The sequence below is a fragment of the Indolivaga capnocytophagoides genome (genome assembly GCF_036511535.1).
Lineage (GTDB): Bacteria > Bacteroidota > Bacteroidia > Bacteroidales > Dysgonomonadaceae > Dysgonomonas_A > Dysgonomonas_A capnocytophagoides.
The window spans coordinates 549,935-571,973 of the sequence record NZ_AP028867.1 but is presented as its reverse complement, the minus strand read 5'-3'; the positions used below and the strand labels follow the sequence as shown (position 1 = coordinate 571,973).

Annotated in this window: 16 protein-coding genes; 10 read left to right on the top strand and 6 right to left on the bottom strand. The window is 38.3% G+C overall.

Annotation, left to right across the window (positions count from 1 at the left end; genetic code table 11):
• The first annotated feature begins 1 nt into the window (after window position 1).
• Both AABJ51_RS02505 and AABJ51_RS02500 read left to right on the top strand, forming a co-directional pair.
• Entirely contained in the window at window positions 2-1,771 is a 1,770-nt protein-coding gene (locus AABJ51_RS02505) for an ABC transporter ATP-binding protein (RefSeq protein ID WP_338374274.1), read from the top strand.
• A complete protein-coding gene (locus AABJ51_RS02500) occupies window positions 1,764-3,494 on the top strand; it encodes an ABC transporter ATP-binding protein (protein ID WP_338374273.1) in 1,731 nt (576 codons plus the stop codon). Before AABJ51_RS02505 ends, AABJ51_RS02500 begins: the two co-directional genes overlap by 8 nt.
• 48 nt (window positions 3,495-3,542) lie before the next feature.
• Here AABJ51_RS02500 and AABJ51_RS02495 read toward each other — a convergent pair whose 3' ends face one another.
• Window positions 3,543-4,547: a helix-turn-helix transcriptional regulator gene (locus AABJ51_RS02495; RefSeq protein WP_338374272.1), complete on the bottom strand. Its 1,005-nt coding sequence runs from the start codon at window positions 4,545-4,547 to the stop codon at window positions 3,543-3,545.
• Window positions 4,548-4,655: 108 nt separating this feature from the next.
• Here AABJ51_RS02495 and AABJ51_RS02490 point away from each other — a divergent pair, with 108 nt between their 5' ends.
• The 8 genes from AABJ51_RS02490 (at window position 4,656) to AABJ51_RS02455 (ending at window position 12,206) form a co-directional block, all read left to right on the top strand.
• Window positions 4,656-6,809 carry a TonB-dependent receptor plug domain-containing protein gene (locus AABJ51_RS02490; protein ID WP_338374271.1) on the top strand — a complete coding sequence of 718 codons (2,154 nt, stop codon included), beginning with the start codon at window positions 4,656-4,658 and terminating at the stop codon, window positions 6,807-6,809.
• A 28-nt stretch (window positions 6,810-6,837) separates the two neighbouring features.
• Complete coding sequence (locus AABJ51_RS02485; protein WP_338374270.1) at window positions 6,838-8,085, top strand: DUF4374 domain-containing protein; 1,248 nt, start codon at window positions 6,838-6,840, stop codon at window positions 8,083-8,085.
• A gap of 249 nt (window positions 8,086-8,334) precedes the next feature.
• The gene (locus AABJ51_RS02480) at window positions 8,335-8,646 is read left to right on the top strand and encodes a hypothetical protein (protein WP_338374269.1); all 312 of its coding nucleotides are present in this window, start codon (window positions 8,335-8,337) and stop codon (window positions 8,644-8,646) included.
• The gene (locus tag AABJ51_RS02475; RefSeq protein WP_338374268.1) at window positions 8,643-10,148 is read left to right on the top strand and encodes a PepSY-associated TM helix domain-containing protein; all 1,506 of its coding nucleotides are present in this window, start codon (window positions 8,643-8,645) and stop codon (window positions 10,146-10,148) included. Before AABJ51_RS02480 ends, AABJ51_RS02475 begins: the two co-directional genes overlap by 4 nt.
• Before the next feature lie 112 nt (window positions 10,149-10,260).
• A complete protein-coding gene (locus AABJ51_RS02470; protein ID WP_338374267.1) occupies window positions 10,261-10,548 on the top strand; it encodes a hypothetical protein in 288 nt (95 codons plus the stop codon).
• 220 nt (window positions 10,549-10,768) lie between these two features.
• Window positions 10,769-11,143 (top strand): hypothetical protein, encoded by a 375-nt coding sequence (locus AABJ51_RS02465; protein ID WP_338374266.1) that lies wholly within the window; start codon window positions 10,769-10,771, stop codon window positions 11,141-11,143.
• A gap of 165 nt (window positions 11,144-11,308) precedes the next feature.
• Window positions 11,309-11,656, top strand: coding sequence for a hypothetical protein (locus AABJ51_RS02460; protein WP_338374265.1), 348 nt, complete (start codon window positions 11,309-11,311; stop codon window positions 11,654-11,656).
• Complete coding sequence (locus AABJ51_RS02455) at window positions 11,631-12,206, top strand: RNA polymerase sigma factor (RefSeq protein WP_338374264.1); 576 nt, start codon at window positions 11,631-11,633, stop codon at window positions 12,204-12,206. The genes AABJ51_RS02460 and AABJ51_RS02455 overlap by 26 nt, the downstream gene beginning before the upstream one ends.
• Window positions 12,207-12,235: 29 nt before the next feature.
• Here the strand turns inward: AABJ51_RS02455 and AABJ51_RS02450 are convergent, their stop codons facing one another.
• From AABJ51_RS02450 to AABJ51_RS02430, 5 genes are all read right to left on the bottom strand, one after another.
• Window positions 12,236-13,099: a nitroreductase family protein gene (locus tag AABJ51_RS02450; protein ID WP_338374263.1), complete on the bottom strand. Its 864-nt coding sequence runs from the start codon at window positions 13,097-13,099 to the stop codon at window positions 12,236-12,238.
• Between the two features lie 148 nt (window positions 13,100-13,247).
• Window positions 13,248-15,131 carry an arabinan endo-1,5-alpha-L-arabinosidase gene (locus AABJ51_RS02445; RefSeq protein ID WP_338375925.1) on the bottom strand — a complete coding sequence of 628 codons (1,884 nt, stop codon included), beginning with the start codon at window positions 15,129-15,131 and terminating at the stop codon, window positions 13,248-13,250.
• 37 nt (window positions 15,132-15,168) lie between these two features.
• Window positions 15,169-16,962: a RagB/SusD family nutrient uptake outer membrane protein gene (locus AABJ51_RS02440; RefSeq protein ID WP_338374262.1), complete on the bottom strand. Its 1,794-nt coding sequence runs from the start codon at window positions 16,960-16,962 to the stop codon at window positions 15,169-15,171.
• A gap of 39 nt (window positions 16,963-17,001) precedes the next feature.
• Window positions 17,002-20,235, bottom strand: coding sequence for a SusC/RagA family TonB-linked outer membrane protein (locus AABJ51_RS02435; protein ID WP_338374261.1), 3,234 nt, complete (start codon window positions 20,233-20,235; stop codon window positions 17,002-17,004).
• Between the two features lie 18 nt (window positions 20,236-20,253).
• Entirely contained in the window at window positions 20,254-22,035 is a 1,782-nt protein-coding gene (locus tag AABJ51_RS02430; RefSeq protein WP_338374260.1) for a RagB/SusD family nutrient uptake outer membrane protein, read from the bottom strand.
• Between the last annotated feature and the right edge of the window lie 4 nt (window positions 22,036-22,039).

The following is a 22,039-nucleotide window of genomic DNA, read 5'->3' as shown; positions in this document are numbered from 1 at the left end:
TATGAATACATTAAAAAAATTACAACGTTACATGGGGAGCCGGAAGATACTTCTTCCTGTCTCCATGGTGCTTTCAGCATTCAGTGCATTGGCGGGTATGCTGCCTTTTATTTTTATTTGGCTTATAGTCAAAAATCTTTTGGAAACGAGAGGTATTTCAGGGGAAGATGTGACAATTTATGCATGGTGGGCTGCCGGATCAGCCGCCGGAAGTGTTATTCTATACTTTGCTGCTCTGATGTCATCGCATCTTGCAGCATTCAGAGTAGAGTCTAACATACGGAGTGAAGCTATGCGAAAAGTGATAAAAATGCCACTTGGATTCTTTGATAGCAATACCAGTGGCCGTATCCGAAAGATAATAGATGACAATGCAAGTATTACTCATGGTTTTCTGGCGCATCAGCTGCCAGATCTTGCTGCTACAATAATAATTCCGGTTGTGGCTATTATCTTTATTTTCATTTTCGACTGGCAGCTTGGAATCGCATGTGTGATACCCATTATAATTTCTTTTATGCTTATGACATCTATGATGGGTTGCAAATCCCAGCAATTCATGAAAAGCTATATGACTTCGCTCGAAGAAATGAACACCGAAGCAGTGGAGTATGTAAGAGGAATTCCAGTGGTCAAAGTCTTTCAGCAGACAATCTATTCGTTTAAGAATTTTCATAAAGCAATAATGAGTTACAATCAGATGGTATATAGTTATACTATTATGTGGAAGCAGCCAATGTCAATATATACAGTTATTATCAATGGATTTGTTTTCTTTCTGGCACCTATATCCATTTTATTAATTGGTTATTCGGGAGACTATACTTCGGTTTTACTTAATTTCTTTCTATTTGTGTTGGTAACCCCTGTTTTTTCTCAGAGTATTATGAAAAGTATGTATCTCAATCAAGCTTTTGGACAAGCGATCGAGGCAATAGAACGGCTTGATAATCTGACATCTTTTGCGTCTCTACCTATTTCAGTCAATCCGAAAAAAATGGAAAAATACGATATCGCATTTAATAAAGTTTCATTCACTTATCCCGATGCTAAGCAAAAAGCTGTCGATGAGATAAGTTTTGTTATCCCCGAAGGCAAAACAGTAGCTTTGGTTGGAGCTTCGGGAAGTGGGAAGACAACGATTGCCCGCCTTATTCCGCGTTTCTGGGATGCAGGTGAGGGACAAGTGTCCATTAGCGGTTTCAATGTCAAAGATATTGCTTCAGAAGATTTGATGGATAAAATATCTTTTGTGTTTCAGAATACAAAGCTTTTTAAAACAACACTATTGGAGAATATTAAATATGGGAATCCAGATGCAACAATGGATGAGGTAAGCCAAGCTGTGGACATGGCTCAATGTCGGGAGATAATAGACAAACAACCTTTAGGACTACAAACGAAAATAGGAGTAGAGGGGACTTACCGGTCAGGAGGAGAACGACAACGTATTGTTTTAGCTCGGGCGCTATTGAAAAATGCTCCGATTGTACTATTAGACGAGGCTACGGCGTTTGCCGACCCTGAGAATGAGCACTTGATACATAAGGCTCTGAAAGAGTTAACACGAGGAAAAACTGTGTTGATAATCGCTCATCGCTTGACCAGTATTGTGGATGCAGATAATATTCTGGTAATAGACAAAGGACAAATAGTAGAGCAAGGTACACATAACGAACTACTTAACAAACAAGGAATTTATTTACACATGTGGAACGAATACCAGCAATCAGTTCGCTGGACAATAGGAAAGGAGGCACACAATGCTTGAAATAATTAGACAACGTTTTGCTCTATCAATCAAAGGAGCTAAAGATTTTTGTAAGGGTGTATTTTTTACAACATTACTGGATATAGTATTGATGTTACCTGCTGTATTTACTTTTGTTTTTCTCGAAGACTACCTTCACCCCATACTTAACCCTTCGGCTACTATAATACACGGAATAGTTTATTACATTATTCTTGCCCTCATTTTTATGCTGATCATGTATACTATGGCTCTTTGGCAATATCAAAGCACTTTCACTAATGTATACGAAGAGAGTGCTAACCGACGCATATCATTAGCCGAAAAATTAAGAAAACTTCCCTTGGCTTTCTTTGGCGAAAAGAATTTATCAGATCTGACATCGACTATTATGGACGATTGTACCGATTTGGAGCATACATTCTCTCATGCTGTGCCACAACTCTTAGCCTCAATTATTAGTATACTGCTTATTGCCTGTGGTATGTTTTTTTATAATTGGCAATTGTCCTTGGCTCTATTTTGGGTTGTACCATTAGCCTTTGCTATTCTATTGATATCAAAAAAGAAGATACGAAAAGATTTCCAAGATAGTTATCTGGATAAGCGGAATGTAAGTGAACATATACAAGAAGGTTTAGAAGCGGTTCAGGAAATAAAATCCTACAATAAGGAAGAAGATTATCTCAAAAACTTAAATGAGAAGATCAATAGATACGAGAAGACACAAACAAAAGGCGAATTGATGACAGGAGTCCTTGTAAACGGAGCACAAAGCCTATTGAAACTGGGACTAGCCAGTGTTATTATTGTTGGTGCTAAGTTATTGGCAACAGGGGATGTCGATTTGTTTGCGTATCTTATTTTTATGGTAATAGGGTCAAGGGTATATGCTCCAGTCTCGGAAGTCTTTAACAATCTGGCAGCTTTGTTTTATCTTGACATCCGCATTAATAGGATGAATGAAATGGAAGCATTGCCGATCCAACAGGGCGTGACAGATTTTAATCCATCCGATTATAATATTGAATTTAAAAATGTAGCTTTCTCTTATGAATCGGGTAAGCAGATATTGAAAGATATTTCTTTCACAGCGCGACAAGGTGAAATTACAGCATTGGTTGGTCCATCGGGTAGCGGCAAAAGCACAGCAGCCAAACTTGCAGCTCGTTTCTGGGACATTCAATCAGGCAAAATATTGCTAGGTAAACAAGATATTAGTCTTGTCGAACCCGAAACTCTATTAAAAAACTATTCAGTAGTTTTTCAAGATGTAGTTCTTTTCAATGCTTCCATAATGGACAATATCCGAATAGGGAGGCGAAGTGCGAGCGATGAAGACGTGATACGAGCAGCAGAGCTTGCCCAATGTGACGAGTTTATCCGAAAAATGCCACAAGGCTATCAAACTGTTATAGGAGAGAATGGAGAAACCTTATCGGGAGGAGAACGTCAGCGAGTATCTATTGCCCGTGCTTTGTTGAAGGATGCACCTATTGTTTTGTTGGATGAGGCTACAGCTTCGCTCGATGTAGAGAATGAAACCAAAATACAAACTGCGATTTCATCTTTAGTAAGAAATAAAACAGTATTGATCATTGCTCACCGTATGCGAACTATTGCGAATGCAGACAAAATTGTAGTACTAAATAAAGGTGGTGTCGCTGAGATGGGTACACCTGAAGAATTGAAAGAACAAAATGGAATTTTTGCAAAAATGATAAAGATGCAAATAGAGAAATAGCTTACCATATAACTTAAGGAATTCGGATATTCGTTTTATTGATTAATTTCAAAAAAACTTCTTTAAATCACTAGGCAGATATCCGAATTTTCGCTTAAATGCTGCTGTAAAATGTGCAGGGTTTTTATATCCGATCATGAATGCAATTTCTGAGATTGTCAGTTTTTCTTCCAATAGGAGAGTTTTGCTACGCTCCATTCGTTCATCAAACAAATATTTAAAAACTGTTGTTCCAAAAACTTCCTTGAATCCTTTCTTCAATTTAAAATCGTTTATACCGGATAATCGAGCCAGTTCCATCAGCGAACAAGGATCGTCGATCTTTTCTAGAATTATTTCTCTTGCATTGTATATCTTATTTATATCTTCGTGTGATAATGATGAAACAGTCAGAGCTTCTTGCGACATTTCTTTCACCTGTAAAACTACAAGCAAAATTAAATCATTGATTAGTGATTCTATTGCTATTTTTCGTAATACACCTGATAATTTCTGCGATGGATCGATTAATTCTTTCAGAATATTTCTCATCTGTAAACTAATCGTAGAGTTATTAATAAAAACAGTATTTTCTTTTTTCTGTAACTTTTCTCCAAACTCACCTAATACACTAAGGTCATTGTTTAACAATCTAGTCAGAAAAGCAATAGACAGTTCTATTTCGATGCTTCTTCTACTTCCATTTTCGGGGAAGAATGAAAGTTTCCCATCTAATTCTTTAAAATAGAAAAAACTATATCGACCATTAAGGGTTTCCAGACAATCTCCATTATTTTGTACATAATGTTTATGCCCATCCAATTCGAAACAAATTTCGAGATGATCACCATCTTGTTTAACATCCATTTCTATCGGGCCTTTATGCCTCACATCAATATAATCGATAGAAATTCCGTTAATTTTTATCTTCCTGAATATTCCTGATATATTATTTTCATTTAACGAACTGTTATACTCAACAAAAGAGTCTTCTATGTGTTCTTTTATACTATAATCGTGCGGAATATTCTCTACTAAATACTCATCTTTATTATTATATTCCCGTTTCATCATTTTATATATTTTATGCAAATATAAAAAATCCGTTTGACGTTATTGATAATCCGTCTGACGATATCCCTCCCCCTTTTTGGAGGCTAACTTTACATACAAAAAAAAAGAATGAGATTTCTTTTATTTGCTATGGTTTTTGTTGTTACAAGTGGTGTTTATGCCCAAAATGACTCAGTCAAAAATGTTAGTCTGAACGAAGTATTAGTAACAAGTGCTTCTAAATCTAAAATAATAGAACAGCAAGCGATTAAGACAACAGTTGTTGATGTTAAATCGGTCAGTGTACAAACAGCTAATCTATCGGAACTTCTGAACCGGACAGTGGGATTAAGGGTACGACAAACTGGAGGGTTAGGCTCGAGTGTAAACTTAATGATGAATGGATTTGAAGGAAAAGCCATTAAATATTTTAAAGATGGTATTCCGATGGACTATTTAGGTTCGGCTTTCAGCTTTTCCCTTGTTCCTATAAATCAAATCGACCGCATTGAAGTCTACAAAGGTGTTTTACCGACTGCTTTGGGTGCCGATGCGCTAGGCGGTGGTGTAAATATAGTAACCCGTCAGGATGGCTCTCCCCGAAATTTAGATATGTCTTATCAGTATGGCTCCTTTAACACCCACCGCATATCTTTGCGAACGTCTGTAACAGATGCTTCCGGTAAATATTTTATCGGAGGAGATTTCTTCTATAATCATTCGGATAACGACTATAAAGTATCTGTACCTATTGTGGATTCGGAAACGGCAGTAAGTCATCGCGAAAAACGGCCATTGTTTCATAACAGCTTTTCGAATGTATACGGTGAATTATTTGGGGGAGTTCGTAATCAAAGATGGGCAGATGAGCTACGTTTCGGTTTAACATATTTCAATATCGACAGAGATAATAACTATGGAGTAACCATGGATACCCCTTTCGGTAAAGTCACAAGTGGAGCGCATTCTGTAATCCCGACGCTAAGATACCAAAAGAAATTGTTTGATAACCGACTCAAGCTCGACCAGTTCCTTGTATACAATACTTTACACTCTAATTACACCGATACAGTGAAAGGTGTTTACGATTGGTATGGCAATTTCACATCTGTGCCCTCTCGGAATGGAGAAGCAACTAATGATGGCAGCTTAACAAAGCTTCAATACGAAAACTTTATTTCGCGAACAAATGCTTCTTATCGGTTTCATCCATCGCACGAAGCTGAATTAAATATTGTATATTCTCAAATTACACGTACAGGTTCTAATCCGTTTGGCGACACCTATCCCCAATCCGGAGAAGATGTTTTGTCGACTCCTGCAAAATACAAAAAGCTAATCCTAGCTCTGGGCTTAAAATCTTTTTTCATGGAGGGAAAGATAACCAACAATCTCTTACTAAAATATTTTAGTGCAAAGGGAAAAGGATATAGCGGGTCTTACGGGTCTGCTGAAGAGGGCTGGGATAAACAATCTACAGATCGTTTTGGAATAGGTGAAGCCCTTAAATATTCATTCTCAAATTATTCTTTCGTTCGACTTTCGGCTGAATCAACAGTTCGCTTACCCGAACAGTCTGATTTTTTCGGTGATGGATCTTTTATCGAAGCTAACTTCTTACTTAAGCCTGAACGCAGCTACAACATTAATTTAGGAGTATACTATTCTACTCCATCTTCGTTTACTGCCGATCTGAATTTATTCTATCGTCGGACATACGATCTTATTCTTTTGATCAATACCGGAGTTACGGGAAAGTATCAGAATGTAAATAAAGTAAAAGGACTGGGAATGGAATTCGATGCATCGTATACTTTTTTCCGCCGATTGAAGATCAACGGTAATTTCACTTATCAGGATTTTCGACTTTTCGGACAATCGGACGCTGCTTACGAAGGAGCCAGACTTCGTAATACTCCCTATTTTTTTGCAAATTTAGGCGCAAATATTTTCTTCAATAATGTATTAAGAAAGCAAGACCAGCTATCTGTTTACTGGAACTATGGTTTTGTTCGAGAATATTACCTGAATTATATTCCAAAAGAATATGAACCTGACGGATTTTTAGGCTTATGGGGAAAACCCGGTGTAAATGTCGATGCATTAATAATTCCTGATCAGAACTTACATAGTATAGGATGTACATGGCAATTGAATAGAGCAGGCACTTTAGCTCTAAGTTTTGAAATGAAAAATATTTTTGACGCTGCAATATATGATAACTACCGCATTCAGAATGCAGGACGCAGCGCTCATGTAAAAATAAGTTTTGCTATTAATTAACATTTTATTAATTTAAATAAATTCCATAATGCGTAAAAATTTAAAAATAAACTCATTACTTCTTCTTTTTTTAGCAGGAATATTCTTATCAGCTTGTTCTGATAATGACGACACTCCTGCGATAGAAGAAAACAGTACCAATTATTATGTTTTGCTAACCGGAGATATGACTGCATCTCCTTATGTTGGCTATGCAACCACTTATACAGAAATACCTTCGGGTAGCATTGATAATATCAAAACCGGATCACTGGCTATTCAAACCAATGGAATGAAGAGTGCCAGCAAATGGGTATTTAAACGCTCAAGCTTGGCAAGCCAAAGTAAAGACGATTTGATCAGATATTCTATTGATGCATCAGGAAACCTTGTTGAAGACGCTAGAATTTCTTCGGGACTTAATTCTAATTATTATATTTATAATGATACTCTCGGCTTTTATGTAGATGCCGATAGAAGCCTTTTAAAAATCCAAAAATTTAATCCTTCTACAATGGCTCGTACAGGAGATGTAGATCTGAGCGATATTCGTGATACACAATATGGTTATCAGGATGTAGGAACATCTCTTATTACTGCAAAAGAAGGCAAGTTATATGTAGATATTTTCTCTAATACAGGCGAACAAAAAGGAAATTTTTTCACAAACACACCCTTGGGTTTTGTTCAATTAGCTGTAGTTGATATTGCTACCGGAAAGTATGAAAAAACAATCCGTCGCGAAGGTATCAGCTATATCGGATATCCAGGAAATGAAAATCAGATGTGGAGTTTGGGAGATGATGGCGCATTGTACTTTTGTTCGCACGGCTTTGGTGCAACCGGAGCTATTAACGGATCGGCAATTGTACGAATCAAAAAAGGATCTAGTGATTTTGATAGTGATTGGATTATTAAAGCTGATGATTATACAAAAGGAACATCTTTTGGCACTGTTTGTGTAAAAGACAATAAATTATATACATTAATGAGCTCTCAGGCTCTGGCTTTCACTTCTTTATTAACAGATGTATCGTATAGCTACTATTCGTTTAATAAAGAAAATATTGCTGGAGGTCCGACCAAAATATCAAATATCCCTTTAACAACTTATCCTTTCCAGTGTGCACAAGCTATAACTGCTATTGATGACAAAGTTTACTTTAGAGTTGTAAATAATTCAGATCAAAACGGTTATTATGTTCTGGGTGATAACAACACAGCTACACAAGCCTTCAATGTAGCTTCGGGTGGAGTAGTCTGGGGATTTTGTAAACTTGTAGTAAAAGCTGATTAATAGCTACTATCAGTTTACCATTCTGCATTTTAGCACATCAATATAATGAGGGTATTAAAGGTCTGTAATAATACAGACAACTGTTAATACCCTCATATCATTATTTAACTCAAAGAGTAATTATAAATCATTTATAAAATAACAGACATGCATACAACAACTAAAATAATTTTTTACTGGTTATTAATCGGTATTTGTTTTATTCTACACAATTCGTTACATCAGTTCGAAATTTATTATGGAAAAAGCATGGATATTGTAGACGCCAGTGGTGTTCTTCCTTTGGGCATACATATATTTACAATATTAGTATCAATCTCACCTTTCATCCTATCGGTATTATTCTTGAATTTTTCATCAAAAGTGCTATCATGGAGCGCTTTAGTCTGGAGTATTTTATTCTTGTTACTAAATATTGCTCATATGATAGAGGCTATTGCCGTTGAAAAGCCTTTCAATCTTTCTCAGGTTGTTTTATTATCGTTAATTGTAATTACTAACATTTTGCTTACTCTAACTTTATGGAAGCATGCTAAAATAGCGAAAGAACAGGTAGTATGACTATTAAGGAATGGGCAAGCCACCAAAGTAAATGGTGGGGCAAGTGGCATCTTTATTTAGGATTAATTGCCGGATTGATAGTTTCGGTAGTCGGGATTACGGGTAGTATTCTTGTTTTTCAGGACGAAATCGATCAGAAAATGAATCCTGAGTTATTTACCGTTCAGGCAAACGGAACGTATAAAGACTATGGCGAAATTTTGCCTCTCGTAAAGAAACTTTATCCGGAACTGGGTGCCGAATCAATTATGATTAATAAAGGATCGGAGCATCCAACCTATCGAATTTTGAAGGATGGTTATAAAACAGAGGTATTTATTAACCCATATACAGGGGAAGTGCTTGATTCGCGCCCTCGTTTTGGTCGTTTTCTGGGTTCTGTGATGGATATCCATCGTTCACTGATGATCCCGGGTGTCGGACGTTATATTGTAGGAGCAGCTTCATTAATATTATTAATCTTATCTATTACTGGTATCCGATTATGGCTTCCTAAAAAGATAAAGCAGATAAAATCGTCTCTTACGGTAAAGTTTTCGTCTTCGTTTACTCAACAGAATCGCTCGTGGCACAATATTCTGGGAGTATTTACTTTTCCTGTAGTATCTATGCTTTCATTAAGCGGATGTGTTTTTGTGCTCAATATATTGATTTTACCTCTGATGTTTATGTTTGCAGGAAGTTCGCCTCAAATATTGATGAATATCTTTGGTGCAAAATCGAATTATTCGGTAGAGGCACAATCACTTCCACTCGCTAATATCTTAGATTCTTTTCAGGAGGTTGAACCCAATGCTACAGTCACAGCCATTATTTTTCCGAAGGATTCTACCGGGGCATATTTAATTAATGCCCAAAGTCCTTCGAAAATGGCTGAGGGGCGAAAGGTGCTTTCTACGGTTGATCAATATTCGGGTAAAATACTTTTCAATTCTGAAACTGATTTACCCAATGTGGTTCATGCTTATCTATCGTGGATACAACCTATCCATTATGGTTCGTTTGGAGGAATAATAACTCGCATATCGGCATTAATCGGGGGGTTGATTCCTCTCATATTAACCATCACCGGATTTTTTATTTGGTGGCCGAGATATACTGGTCGAAAAAAATATCTGGAAAAAAACAAAGATAAAGTATTCAAGAAAAATGAGGTACAAGAGCTTCTTAAAGTAAATGTATGGAAATTCTTTTCCGGTCAAATAAAGAAAGGTTTTGTATATGCTCTGTGGATTTTACCCATTACCTTCTTTTCAGGTGGATTGTATGGATTATTGGTTGGAATAGTTTGGCAGCCGGCCTGCTTCGCTGTTATATTCTGCAGCTTTTTAGCCACCATAAATTTCATAGCTGCTCTAATCATACTCATTTTTAATCTTTTATTTTTAGTACCATTCAAAAAAGGAAAAAGATATATTTTGAAATATTTTGCATGGTCGCTAGGTATTTTTATTATTTATTTAATCGCTTACTTAATATTCTCCCATATCTGTAAATTTTGATTAGAGCTTCCAATGTATTCTTTCAGATAAGTTATACTTTCTATAATCTACTGATGATAATATTATGGGAGGATATGTCGATTGATATGAGTTAATAATATAAAGACACGAAATGAATTATCAGACAAAAATAAAATGGGCTTTTGCTTCCGCTATTTTTGCTGCAATTTGTTGGATTATAGGAGATATGTATGTTGCCGGATTTGAAGTAAATCCTGACGATTACCCTCTATTTTCGCTAAAATATACAGCAAATGTTGATATTAAGTTTGCAACATTAATGTTAGAAGAATTAACGCAAAGGCTGATGTTCGGTGCATTGATTACTGCTATGACTGCCCCTTTTTATTTGCCGGGTATGTGGTTAATGTATCAGTTCTTTAAAGATAAGACCAAATGATATGCCTGGGGAACTTACTTTATATTGGTGGCAAGTATAGTATTATCACCATTAGTACATGCCAATTTCATGGTATTTCGGGTCAGAAAGAAGATCTTATTAAACGTTAAAATATATTTTTTTTGATCACACATAAAATATTTTTGAGTCTCGGTTGTCTGCATTAATAGAGAGTGCACTCTGATAATTATTTAATAAAAACATTTAAACTTATAATAATATGATAACCAAAGATTTTTTTGGAAAAGGTTTCTTCGGAAAAAAACATTTTGATGCTGATGACAGAAAAAAACTTATTGAAGAATGGGAAAAAATGCCGGACAATGAAAAACTAGAAATGGTCAATAAACGGATCACTGCATTCAAAGAAGGTAAAGATTGCGACAGAAATCCTTTTTCGGTTGAACATATTGATGCTCATTGCGAAGAATGGATGAGCAAAACACCTGAAGAAAAAGCAAAATTTGTTGAAGATCTGAAAAGTAAATTCGAAAAACGGCATGCAATGATGAAGGAACACTTTTTCCATCATGGATTCGAATCGGGTTTCGGATTTCACGGAAGAGGCCACTTCCAAAATGAATCAGCCGAATAACAACAAATTAAAAAATCGGAAGGTTAGTTAAATTAGCCTTCCGATTTTCTATCAACTCAATAAAAATAAGGTCGACCACCTATTCATCTATCAGTAAATGAGTTAATATACATCTTACACTCATTTACTATATATAATCATTAAATACTTTTCATTATTTATAATATGAAAGCTAGATTTTTTAAATTTTCATTAGGAGGAATATTAATTTTAGGAATTGCCGGACTGGTAGTTATGCTGCTGTGGAATTCGCTGATACCTTCTATATTCGGATTGACAGTCATTAATTATTGGCAAGCTTTAGGCTTATGGGTTCTTTCACGTATCCTTTTCGGAGGATTTGGAGGTAGAGGTGGCTTTTTTCATCACAGAGAGAATCCTATTCACAAACGCTGGAGACAAATGACTCCCGAACAGCGAAAAGAGTTTGTAGAAAAAAGAAGACGTTTCGGCATGATGAACAGGCAATTTTTTGATAGAGCAATGTATGAAGAATCTGGAAAAGACCAATAATCAAAATATCAATCAACTAATTTCCGAAAACGAACCTCAGTTAAAAGCTTTTATTCGAAAAAGAGTATCCAACAAAGCCGATGCAGAAGATATCCTTCAGGATGTTTTTCTTCAATTGGTAAAAACTGTAGATGAAACCCTGAATCCTATCGAACAGGTTTCAGCATGGCTATATCGAGTAACACGAAATACAATAATTAACAGAGGTAAGAAAAAAACAGAAGAAGAATTACCAATATATTCGACTAATGAAGGAGAAGAAGTATTACAGGACTTTGCTGAATTTTTATTCAACGAAGAATCCCCATCCCCCGAAACTGAATACATACGTTCTTTGGTCTGGGATGAGCTTGAACTTGCCTTGTCAGAATTGCCTCCAGAACAAAAGGAAGCCTTTGAACTTATGGAGATAGATGGTTTATCAGCTAAAGAAGTTGCCGAAGCCACCGGTGTTTCAGTAAATACATTGCTGTCTCGTAAGCATTATGCCACAAAACATTTGCGCATACGACTCAAAGAACTCTATAACGAACTTTCATCAGACGAATAAACTTCATCTTTACACTTTGCATCTATATTTCAAGACAAAAAAGTAAGGTCTACCTCTTTACGCTCGGTATATTTCTGAAATTTGAAAGCGGGCATGGATAAAGCCATACCTGCATGTATTTTTCCCTTGATGTTCAATAATTGACTCAGTTTTCTCTTTTTATCAAGATCAATTCCTATACAAACATAACCTGTATAAAATTGGGATACACCTAAGCTTTCAGCCATAAGGGATGCATTCTGATAAGCCAGATTAGCATCCTGCCGTCCAAAGTTACTAGATGCCGGAGTATGAATAAATAAAACTGCTTTTGCATCATGTAATATAGCATCTATACCGCTGCGCTGCTTCGCTATTACAGCATTCAATTTCGGAACAGCACCTTTAGCATCGGGTGATATAAATCCTAAAATTGGCTTGATAAGAGGGTTTGATATTTTTTTAACCGTAGATTCGAATGTGTTGATTGTAATCTCCGATATTTCTTTCAGTAAATCGGGATTGGTCACAACAGTAAAGCACACTTCCTGGCCATTGCTAGCGGTAGGAGCAAGATGGGCAGCATCTACAATCCGCCGTAAATATTCTTCGGGTACTGCTGACGAAAGAAATGCCCTGTTAGACCGACGGGCTCTAAGCAACTCCATTAACTGATCGGGATCTGGTAGAATATCCCTTTTAAGGACATGAACTTTTTGAGCCGGAAATTCAGAATGAATGACAGAGTCTGTCGGACAAGCATCAACACAATGCCCGCAAGCAATACAAGTATGAATATTTCTCCGTCCGATTTCATCTTTCGGATTTTCTTGCGTCAAAATATAAGCAGGGCATACCCTTACACATTTACCACACTTTATGCAGCTTTCTTTTTCAATATCTATGGTTATCATTTCCTGATTCTCCCTTAAATGCAGTTTTTAGTCTTTCAGTTTCCATACAAATATAATAAGAACATTAAATAAAAAGTAAAAGAGCCGGCTTTTTAAAGTCGGCTCTTTTAATAAATATCATTTTTTTTAGATCAAATACTTAACACTATCATTTACTTTTCTTTCCCCAATATGTTTTATTATTACTTCCATATCCGGCATACACAATGGTGTGAGTGCGGGGTACAGCCTCCCAGTCCACTTCTCTTTGTAAATACAACTCTACACCATTGACAGTCAGCACTTGGGTATCTGCATTATAGCTCCACGAAGCATCCTTCCATGTTCCAAGAGATACTTTATGGTCCGATGTCAGTGTCATCACAGACGATTCTTTTTGCTTGCCATAACTATATGACATATCTATATGCTCCCAATTACCGACCAATTCGTCTTCGGTTATAGCTACTTTCGGAACAGCTCCGTAACGCTCCGGCATAACCAACGGCCATCCGTCTTTCGTCCAACGCATACTTCGCACATGCCCAAGCATGATCGTATTATCAATACTTTCGGGAAGTCTTCCTTGCGATGAATAAAACCAATTACCTTTTCCATCATCAAATATAGCGCAATGCGAGATACCTACCCAACCATCACTGCCCGAAAATTTATAAGGATGTGTTACTACCGGAAGGATATCCCCTCCCCCAGTAACATTTACTCCATCTATACCCAGATAAGGACCGGTAATACTTTTCGAACGGGCTACTCTTGTATTATAAGGAACACCCAATGCATCGTAAGCCATAAAGAGGTAATAATATCCGGTCTCGACATTGTAAACAACCTCCGGACCTTCACTCGCCTGCCAGCGATTACCAGCCCCACGGGTATATATCAGAGTGCCATATTCTTCGGGTGCCTTGCCCTCTGCCCATGGAACACTTAGTGTCTGTTTGGGCATACCTGTATCCGAATTGAGCTGCATCGCAACAATACCACTATGCCATGATCCATAGATCAGCCAATGTTCTCCTGCCGGAGTTACTATAAAAGACGGATCAATAGCATTCCACTTATAATAAGCATTAGCCCAATCTGTAGATGATATATTAAAATGGAGACCTTTATCCGAAGCGTTAGTTACTACATATCCTTTATCTACCCAGCCGTCATTATTCGAAGGATCGGAGTTTTCCATGAGCCCAATAAACGCCCGCTCACCCCATGTGCCTTCACCATTCAATAAGCCGGGGCACACAATCGAATAATACATCCGATACAATCCGCTTTTGACTTTACGTACACACGGAGCCCAATAACCGAAATCGCCTTCTCCGGTAGTAGCACTCAAGCCCATTTCTTTTCGTATTTCATTCAATTTCGGAACAACCCAACTGGGTAACGATTTCATAGTTCCGCCAAGATATTCCCAGTTTACAAGATCTTTCGATCTGCGCCCATGGAAATGCCCTCCGGCTGTATGGGCATTTCCATACGAAGCATCGGTCTGATACATATAGTAATATCCGTCATCTGCCAATACCACCGTAGGATCATGCACATTAGATAAATTCCACTGACTGCGCATACTCCAAGCCGAAATACTCGCATAATTATCAAGATAAGTCGGTGCTTTATATTGAGCCAATTGTTCTTCCAATGTTCCTTGCCCTGTTGCTACTGCTATCTGAGGCGAATAAGCTACTCCTCCATTATATAGAATGACGAATGCACGGATATAATAAGTGGTATTCACAAGCAGACCATCAACAGTGGCTGCAAAAATTTTATCTCCATCAGCTACCACAGTGGCACTGTAAATATCAGGATTTTCTTTTGTACTATAACAAAATCCCCTTTTCGATAGTACTACATCATTTGCAACCTCCAATGTCGCTTTCAATTGTATCGAAGACGAAGTTGTATCGGAAGCTACCGGCGTTTCTATAATCACCCCTAACTCCCCGAAATTTTTATCATCGTCACTACATGCCGCCGAAAGAACTATGCAGCCAATCAGCAAGCCAAACCATTTATAGAGTTTCATATATTTTTCTTTTAGATTTTTCTCCATTTGACATTATTTATTCAGTTGAAGTAGATAGTTCCCATCCCGGATTCTGTTTCAGGTTCGGAGCCTTTTTAACTTCAGTTTCGGGTAAAGGGAAATAATAATTCTTCGGACTGTTAAATGCCCTTGTGGGGTGCTTTTGTGCCGATCCGTATGTATACACTGTAGAAGCATCAGGAGTAATGGTCACCCCATAAATATTATACACCTGTTTGTATCGGGGCAGGTTCTTTTCTGTGCTTACAGTCTGTCCCTGAAACAATTTCCATCGACGCTCATCAAAGAATCTATGATCTTCAAAACAAAATTCGATACGACGCTCGTTACGGATACGTTCCCGAAGCTGATCTTTAGTCATTCCCTTGTAAGCAGGCATTCCTACTCGGGCACGAACCTGATTTACATACTGATAAGCCTGATCTGGGCCATATGCCTCATTGATAGCCTCGGCAGCATTAAGTAAAATTTCACCATAACGGAATATCGGACACGCATGATTATAAGTTGAAGGACTCTTAAATGACATATTATTCAAAAACTTCTTCGTATAATATCCGGTCAATGTTCCTCCATGCAGCTGCTGATAATCTAACCCATCTGGATAAGATATATCTACCTTACGCTGCTCTTCCTGCAAAGGATCACCCCATATAGAACCATGATGAAGGATAGTCTGCTCCAAACGGGGATCCCGGTTGGCATAGGGATTCTGATCGTTATAAGTTGGATCCTGATCTATCGGTAGTCCGTTTATGGTCTCATAACTATCCACCAGGTTTTGAGTCGGATTTGTACGTCCTGTAGAACTAGCCGTTCCACTAAATCCGCAAGGAGCAAGAAACAACTCAATCTGATATGTGTTCCAAACCGAACGGGTAAGAATATACTCATCATTATAATACGGAGTTGTAACAAAACACTCGTAATAGTTCTTACTCGAATTATTATCACTGGTCGTATACAATTTATATGGATCACTCTGGCTGCTGTTCTTTGTTATAAATGCAAGTGCTGCCGTTGCTGCTTCCTGCCAGTAAGTAACATCATTGTTTGTATTATTCAAAGCCGAAGCTCTATATAATAAGGCTCTGGCTTTAAGAGCATAAGCTGTAGCTCCATTTACCCGTCCCCAATTTTCATCTTCATTGCTATAACGAAACGGCAGCTTATTTATGACCGAATCACATTCATTTGCAATCCATTTCAAGGCATCAGCACAATTTGTACGGGCCATATTCATACCTTCGGTATCACTCGGGTCAAATACAATGGGCTGACCGTTTTCATCGTTACCGATAATAGGCACATCTCCGAACCAGCAAGCAATATCGAAATGAAATATTGCTCGGAGTAGACGGGCTTCTGCTACATAACGCTCATACAGATGATTATCATCTCCTTCTTTCTCAGCATTACCAACCACCGTCTGTCTTGCATTTTTCATAAACTGATTGGCTGCCCGTATAGCTTTAAAATCATTTGGCCAGAAAGTCTTAGAGAAGGGGTGATCGGCAGCCGAGTAACTATCGGTCAGCACACTGTGATAATAATGCACATCCCAAAACGACAGCGCATTATCTGTCATACAATCGCGTGATGCTGCCAGAAACTGACCATTGGTATATCCGGCAAAAGCATCAGGCAGATAAGTATAAACATTCGCCAGAAATCCACGTGTATTTTCATAACTGCTGAATACCTGCTCATCAGACAGAGATAGATCGACTTCTTTGTCGAGATAATCATTACACCCGGTACTTGCCCCCAACAACAGTATGGAAGCTATATATATTGCAATCTTTTTCATATTATGTTCCTTGTTTATTCATGAATTAAGGTCTCGATATTAGAAACTGATATTTACACCAAATGAGAATGAACGGGTTTTAGGATACCACCAGCAATAACTCATCGGTTTTTCAGGATCAAGGCCTTTTGGTAGATGGCTCCAGTTGCACAGATTATATCCGCTAAAGTAGAAACGGCATTTGGTCAGATTAGCCTTAGCGATAAGTTTCTTAGGAAGAGAGTAACCTATTTCGATATTCCTCAACGATAGATAGTCACCATTTACAATCCAGATATCATTCTGATAAGTACCTGTACTTCGGTCACTATCAATAGAATTGAATCCTCCGTATGTAGGACGGGGATATTTAGCATTAATATTACGAGGGTCGGTAGGATCATCGTTATAATATCCCCATGCCTTAGTAACCTCATGAGTTCCCATATTACTCCATCCCGAATAACTAAGCGAAGGAGAGAGAAATACGGAACGATTTAGATAAGCAGTAAGGATAGCACGTGCATCAAATCCGGCATATTCAAATCCGAAAGTTACAGAAGGGATAAGATCCGGAATTATAGTATAGCTGTCAGGGATCATATCGTTCGAATCTATCTGGCGGTCACCGTTCAAATCTTTAAAGACAGCCGTACCCAATTGTTGAGAACCGTTCGATGCAGTATTGTAAGGATATTTCTCAGGGTGATCTATGGCATCCTGCAAGCTTGTAGCAACCCTATTAGGATCGGCTGCCCATCTATCAAATTTATAAATGTTCCAACCTCCCACTCCATTAGAAAATGAACCTTCGTATAGTTCTGCAACAGAAGTATAATCACGAATACGTCCTCCGGTTTTACGCTGCCAAGATACATTCGGCTCAGTTTCGTCCATCTCTGTTATTTTATTTGTATTGTAGGTAAGCATGCCCTCTACAAAATAATTGAATTTACCAATATTACCATGATGTCCTAAAGTCAACTCAAAACCTTTGGATTCTACCTTTCCATAAGAATCCTGAGCAACCGAAACCCCTACTAAACTCGGAATAGTAGAACGATCTACCAGAATATTTGACCGCCATTCTTTAAATGCATCGAATGATCCGTAAAGTTTCTTATTCCAAAAATCAAAATCCAATCCCAAATTCAACATATCCGAGATTTCCCATTTATTATTATAACTACCGGCTAAACTTTCATATACGCCGCTGATACTCGAATTTGAAGTACCAAAGCTATATCCTGTTCCCGAACTGTATGTATTCTGATACGGATATCGATTAGCACCTGTGGTAGATTGTCCAGAATTGCCATAGGATGCTCTAAGTTTGAGCAAGCTTATATTTTTATTCTTCAACCAGGATTCTTCAGATGCAACCCAACCCACAGATGTTCCCCAGAAAGTTCCCCAACGACCATCGGGTGCAAAATTGTCGCATCCCATACGGGATATATTGCCCGAAAATATATACTTATTATCATAAATGTAAGTACCTTGTCCATTATACGACATATAGCGGTTAGACGACTGACCGGTATAATCTGAGTTCTCTATCAGATTGACTGTGTTCTGATATGTACGAAAAAAAGCACGGGCACTTATACTATGTTTTCCGAATGTATGATCGTACGATAATCCAGTATTGAAATTGACATTATAATAATTACTGCGTTCCACAGCAGAAGGATCGGACAATGCTGAAAATGAAGTCATACGTGTCAAGGTAAATCCTGAAGGATCGGTCACATCAGCATTAGCATAATCATATGAATAAGAGTTAATACTATTGGTTTGTGTGGATTCGAATACATCATAAGAGTCGAAACTAACCATAGCATTTACCTTAAGACCAGGGACTAATGTGCCTAAGTCTCCTGTAATATTGACTGTCGAATATAAATTGCGTCGACGATTCTTTTCCTGTCCCGACGAGGCAAGCAAACGTGCCGGATTGTTTGCTGTATTCGAGGAGTATATCTGCCCTCCCGGAGTATAAACGGGTTCCATCGGGTTTGCTTCTACTGCTCCAAAAGTAACTAAGCTGAATACACCGGTAGTCGGCTGAGTTATATTATCAATACGTCCACCCAAATCTAATGACACATTAAGGTACTTATTAACATCTATATCCAGATTCGAACGAAGATTGTAACGATTCAAAGCATGTTGGGTACTGTAACCATCGTTGTACTCTGTCCATTTATCATTCCACATGCCTTCTTGCCTCAGATAAGAAAACGATACATAATACTTAGCACGGGCATTTCCCCCACTAATCTGCATATTGGTTTTATACAAAGGAGCTGTTTCCCGATATAATTCGTCAAACCAGTTTGTATTAAAATATTTATACTGGTCGATACCCGTCAGTTTTTCACCGGAAGACACTCTCCTGTACATTTCTATCTGTTTATCAGTATACATCGGTTCTAACCCATCCAAGTATCTAACCTGATTACGGGTCAATGCCATATTATAAGAATTCTGTGTTTCCATTTTATTACTTAACATCTGGAAACCGACCTCCTGAGTAAAGTCTATCTTTGTTTTTCCAGCCTCACCACGCTTGGTAGTTACCAGAATAACGCCATTAGCTCCACGCATACCATAAATAGCAGTCGCTGCAGCATCTTTCAGTATGGTAATGCTTTCTATCGGGAATGCATCAAGAAAAGAAAGGTCTCTTTCGACATTATCCACTATAATAAGCGGGCTGCGGGCATTCTTATTCATGGTGCGCAATCCTCTTATATACATAGCTGTTTCCGTCCATCCCGGTTCGCTCGACCATTCGTATGTTTCAACTCCGGTCACGGTGGAGGTCAAAGCATTTTGCAGCACAGTAATCGGGTGTTTCTGAAGTTCCTGGCCTGTTACCACAGAGGTGGACTCAGTCATAAACTTTCGGGGTTTACGACCAAAAGGTACAGGCATAGTATGCAGATATTCGTCCAGATCGGGCTCCATTGTGATTGTAAAATCGCTGTCAAACTCGGCTATCCCTGTGGCATTTTTATAACCGATACAACTCACACATAATTCATCATCGGCTTTTACATTTTTCAAAAAGAAGAATCCGTTTTCATCCGAAAGAACAATGCGGCTCTGTTCAGCAACATTCACGACAGCTCCGGCAATAGGTTTACCTTCGGCATCCAGAATGCGCCCTTTAAGCACTCCGGCCTCCTGAGCCCAGATATTGGAGCAAGCTAACATCAGAACTCCAACCAACAAATATTTTCCTTTTTGGGGCAATTTGCTTATTATGTTATATATACTTGTATACATGTGTATTCTATTTAAGGATTACCAACCCGGATTATTTTCAATACCTGTTTTCCAAACTTCGCCTTCCGGTATCGGATAGAGGTACATCTTTTCGTCAAAAACCCTGCTCTGCGCTATTTTACGAGTAATAGTTCCGTCAGAACTTACATTTACTCCATAAATAGGACGTGCAAAAGCTTCTACTGCCACATTCCAGCGGCGAACATCCCATGCCCTGTGCTCTTCGAATGCAAACTCTATTGTACGCTCTTTATGTATAAAGTTTCTCATATTATCTTTAGAAGAAGTGAGATCGTTGCGATTGGCCACGTTTCCTGTAATACCTGCACGATGACGTACCTGATCGAGCAAAACGTAAACTGTGGCATTAGGTCCCTGAGCTTCGTTTAGTGCTTCGGCATAATTGAGTAATATTTCAGCATAACGGATAAATGTCCATAGACGGTATGCCGTCTGAGAATGCTCGGCACTCAAAATTGTTTCCGGAATATATTTCCGTACATAATAACCTGTAGGTGTAGCATTGGTATTACCCGTAGGATTATCACGCTGACCGAGAACCACATTTATTGTACCATTTCCCCATGCCACTCCATTATAAAGGACAGATGCCGATAAACGGGGGTCGCGGTTTGTCCACGGCTTAGTATCACTGTATCCACTGGCTGTATTAACAACCGGAGTTGAGGCTCCACTGCTATATACAGGAGATCCTGTCGCATCATACTGAGAAAAAGGAGAAGACCCATCAGCCATATCATACATATCTACAAGATTCTGAGAGGGACACAGACCTCCGTTTCCTCCTTCTCCCACCGGTGTATCGTTTTGAATACTGCTCCAGCCTACAACCACATCATTGCGGTAAAAAATAACTTCTTTATTATTACCCGAATAAGCAGTTCTTAATAAAGCATTTGTATAAGCTTCATTCCCTAATGTATTCCCACTTCCATCAGTTGCTGTAAATAAACTGAAGTTGCTGCCGTAATCATCAATAAAACCTTTTGCGGCATCAGCAGCCTGCTGCCATGTAATACCCGAATCGGTACTATATCTGGGACTAGCCATATACAACATTACCCGTGAATAAAGGGCACGTGCCATAGGCTGACCTATACGCCCTGCCTGACTTGAGTTCCATGCGTTGGTATAAGAAAGTAAGCCGGGTTCGCACTCTTTCAGTTCTTTCAGAACAAAATCCACCACATACTCTTTCACTGTCGGACGGGTTGTATAATTGCTCAACAGATCACCATCAGGATCAAGCACTTCGGTCACTATAGGAATTGGGCCATACCGGAGAAATAATTCCCAATAGAAAAATGCACGCAGAAAACGGGCTTCAGATGTATAATTTAATTTATCTTCTTTGTATTTACTGTCACTCAATGCTGGTTCTTTCGGCACGCTGTCTATACGGCTGATAATCATATTACACTTACGTATTCCACGGTAATAATGTTCCCATGTGCCGGTAAGCTCCGCTGCACCTGCCGATCCGTAATAGTTCCCTATATTGAATGAAGATCGTACACCTCCAGTAGAATAACTTGTTTCTGCAAGATCCGTAGCTGCATCCAGCCATGAATTATTTATTCGGCAGGCTCCGTGACGTAAAAAGTTATAAGTATCGTAATGAAATTCCACCATCAAATTCCAGTCATTGAACACCTCTTCTTCGGTAAGTTCGTTACTTGGCTGCTTATCCAAAAATCCGCCGAAAGCATCTTCACAGGAAGACATCGTGATACAAGTAATACTAAGGACAGATAGTATATATATAAATGTTTTCTTCATGTTT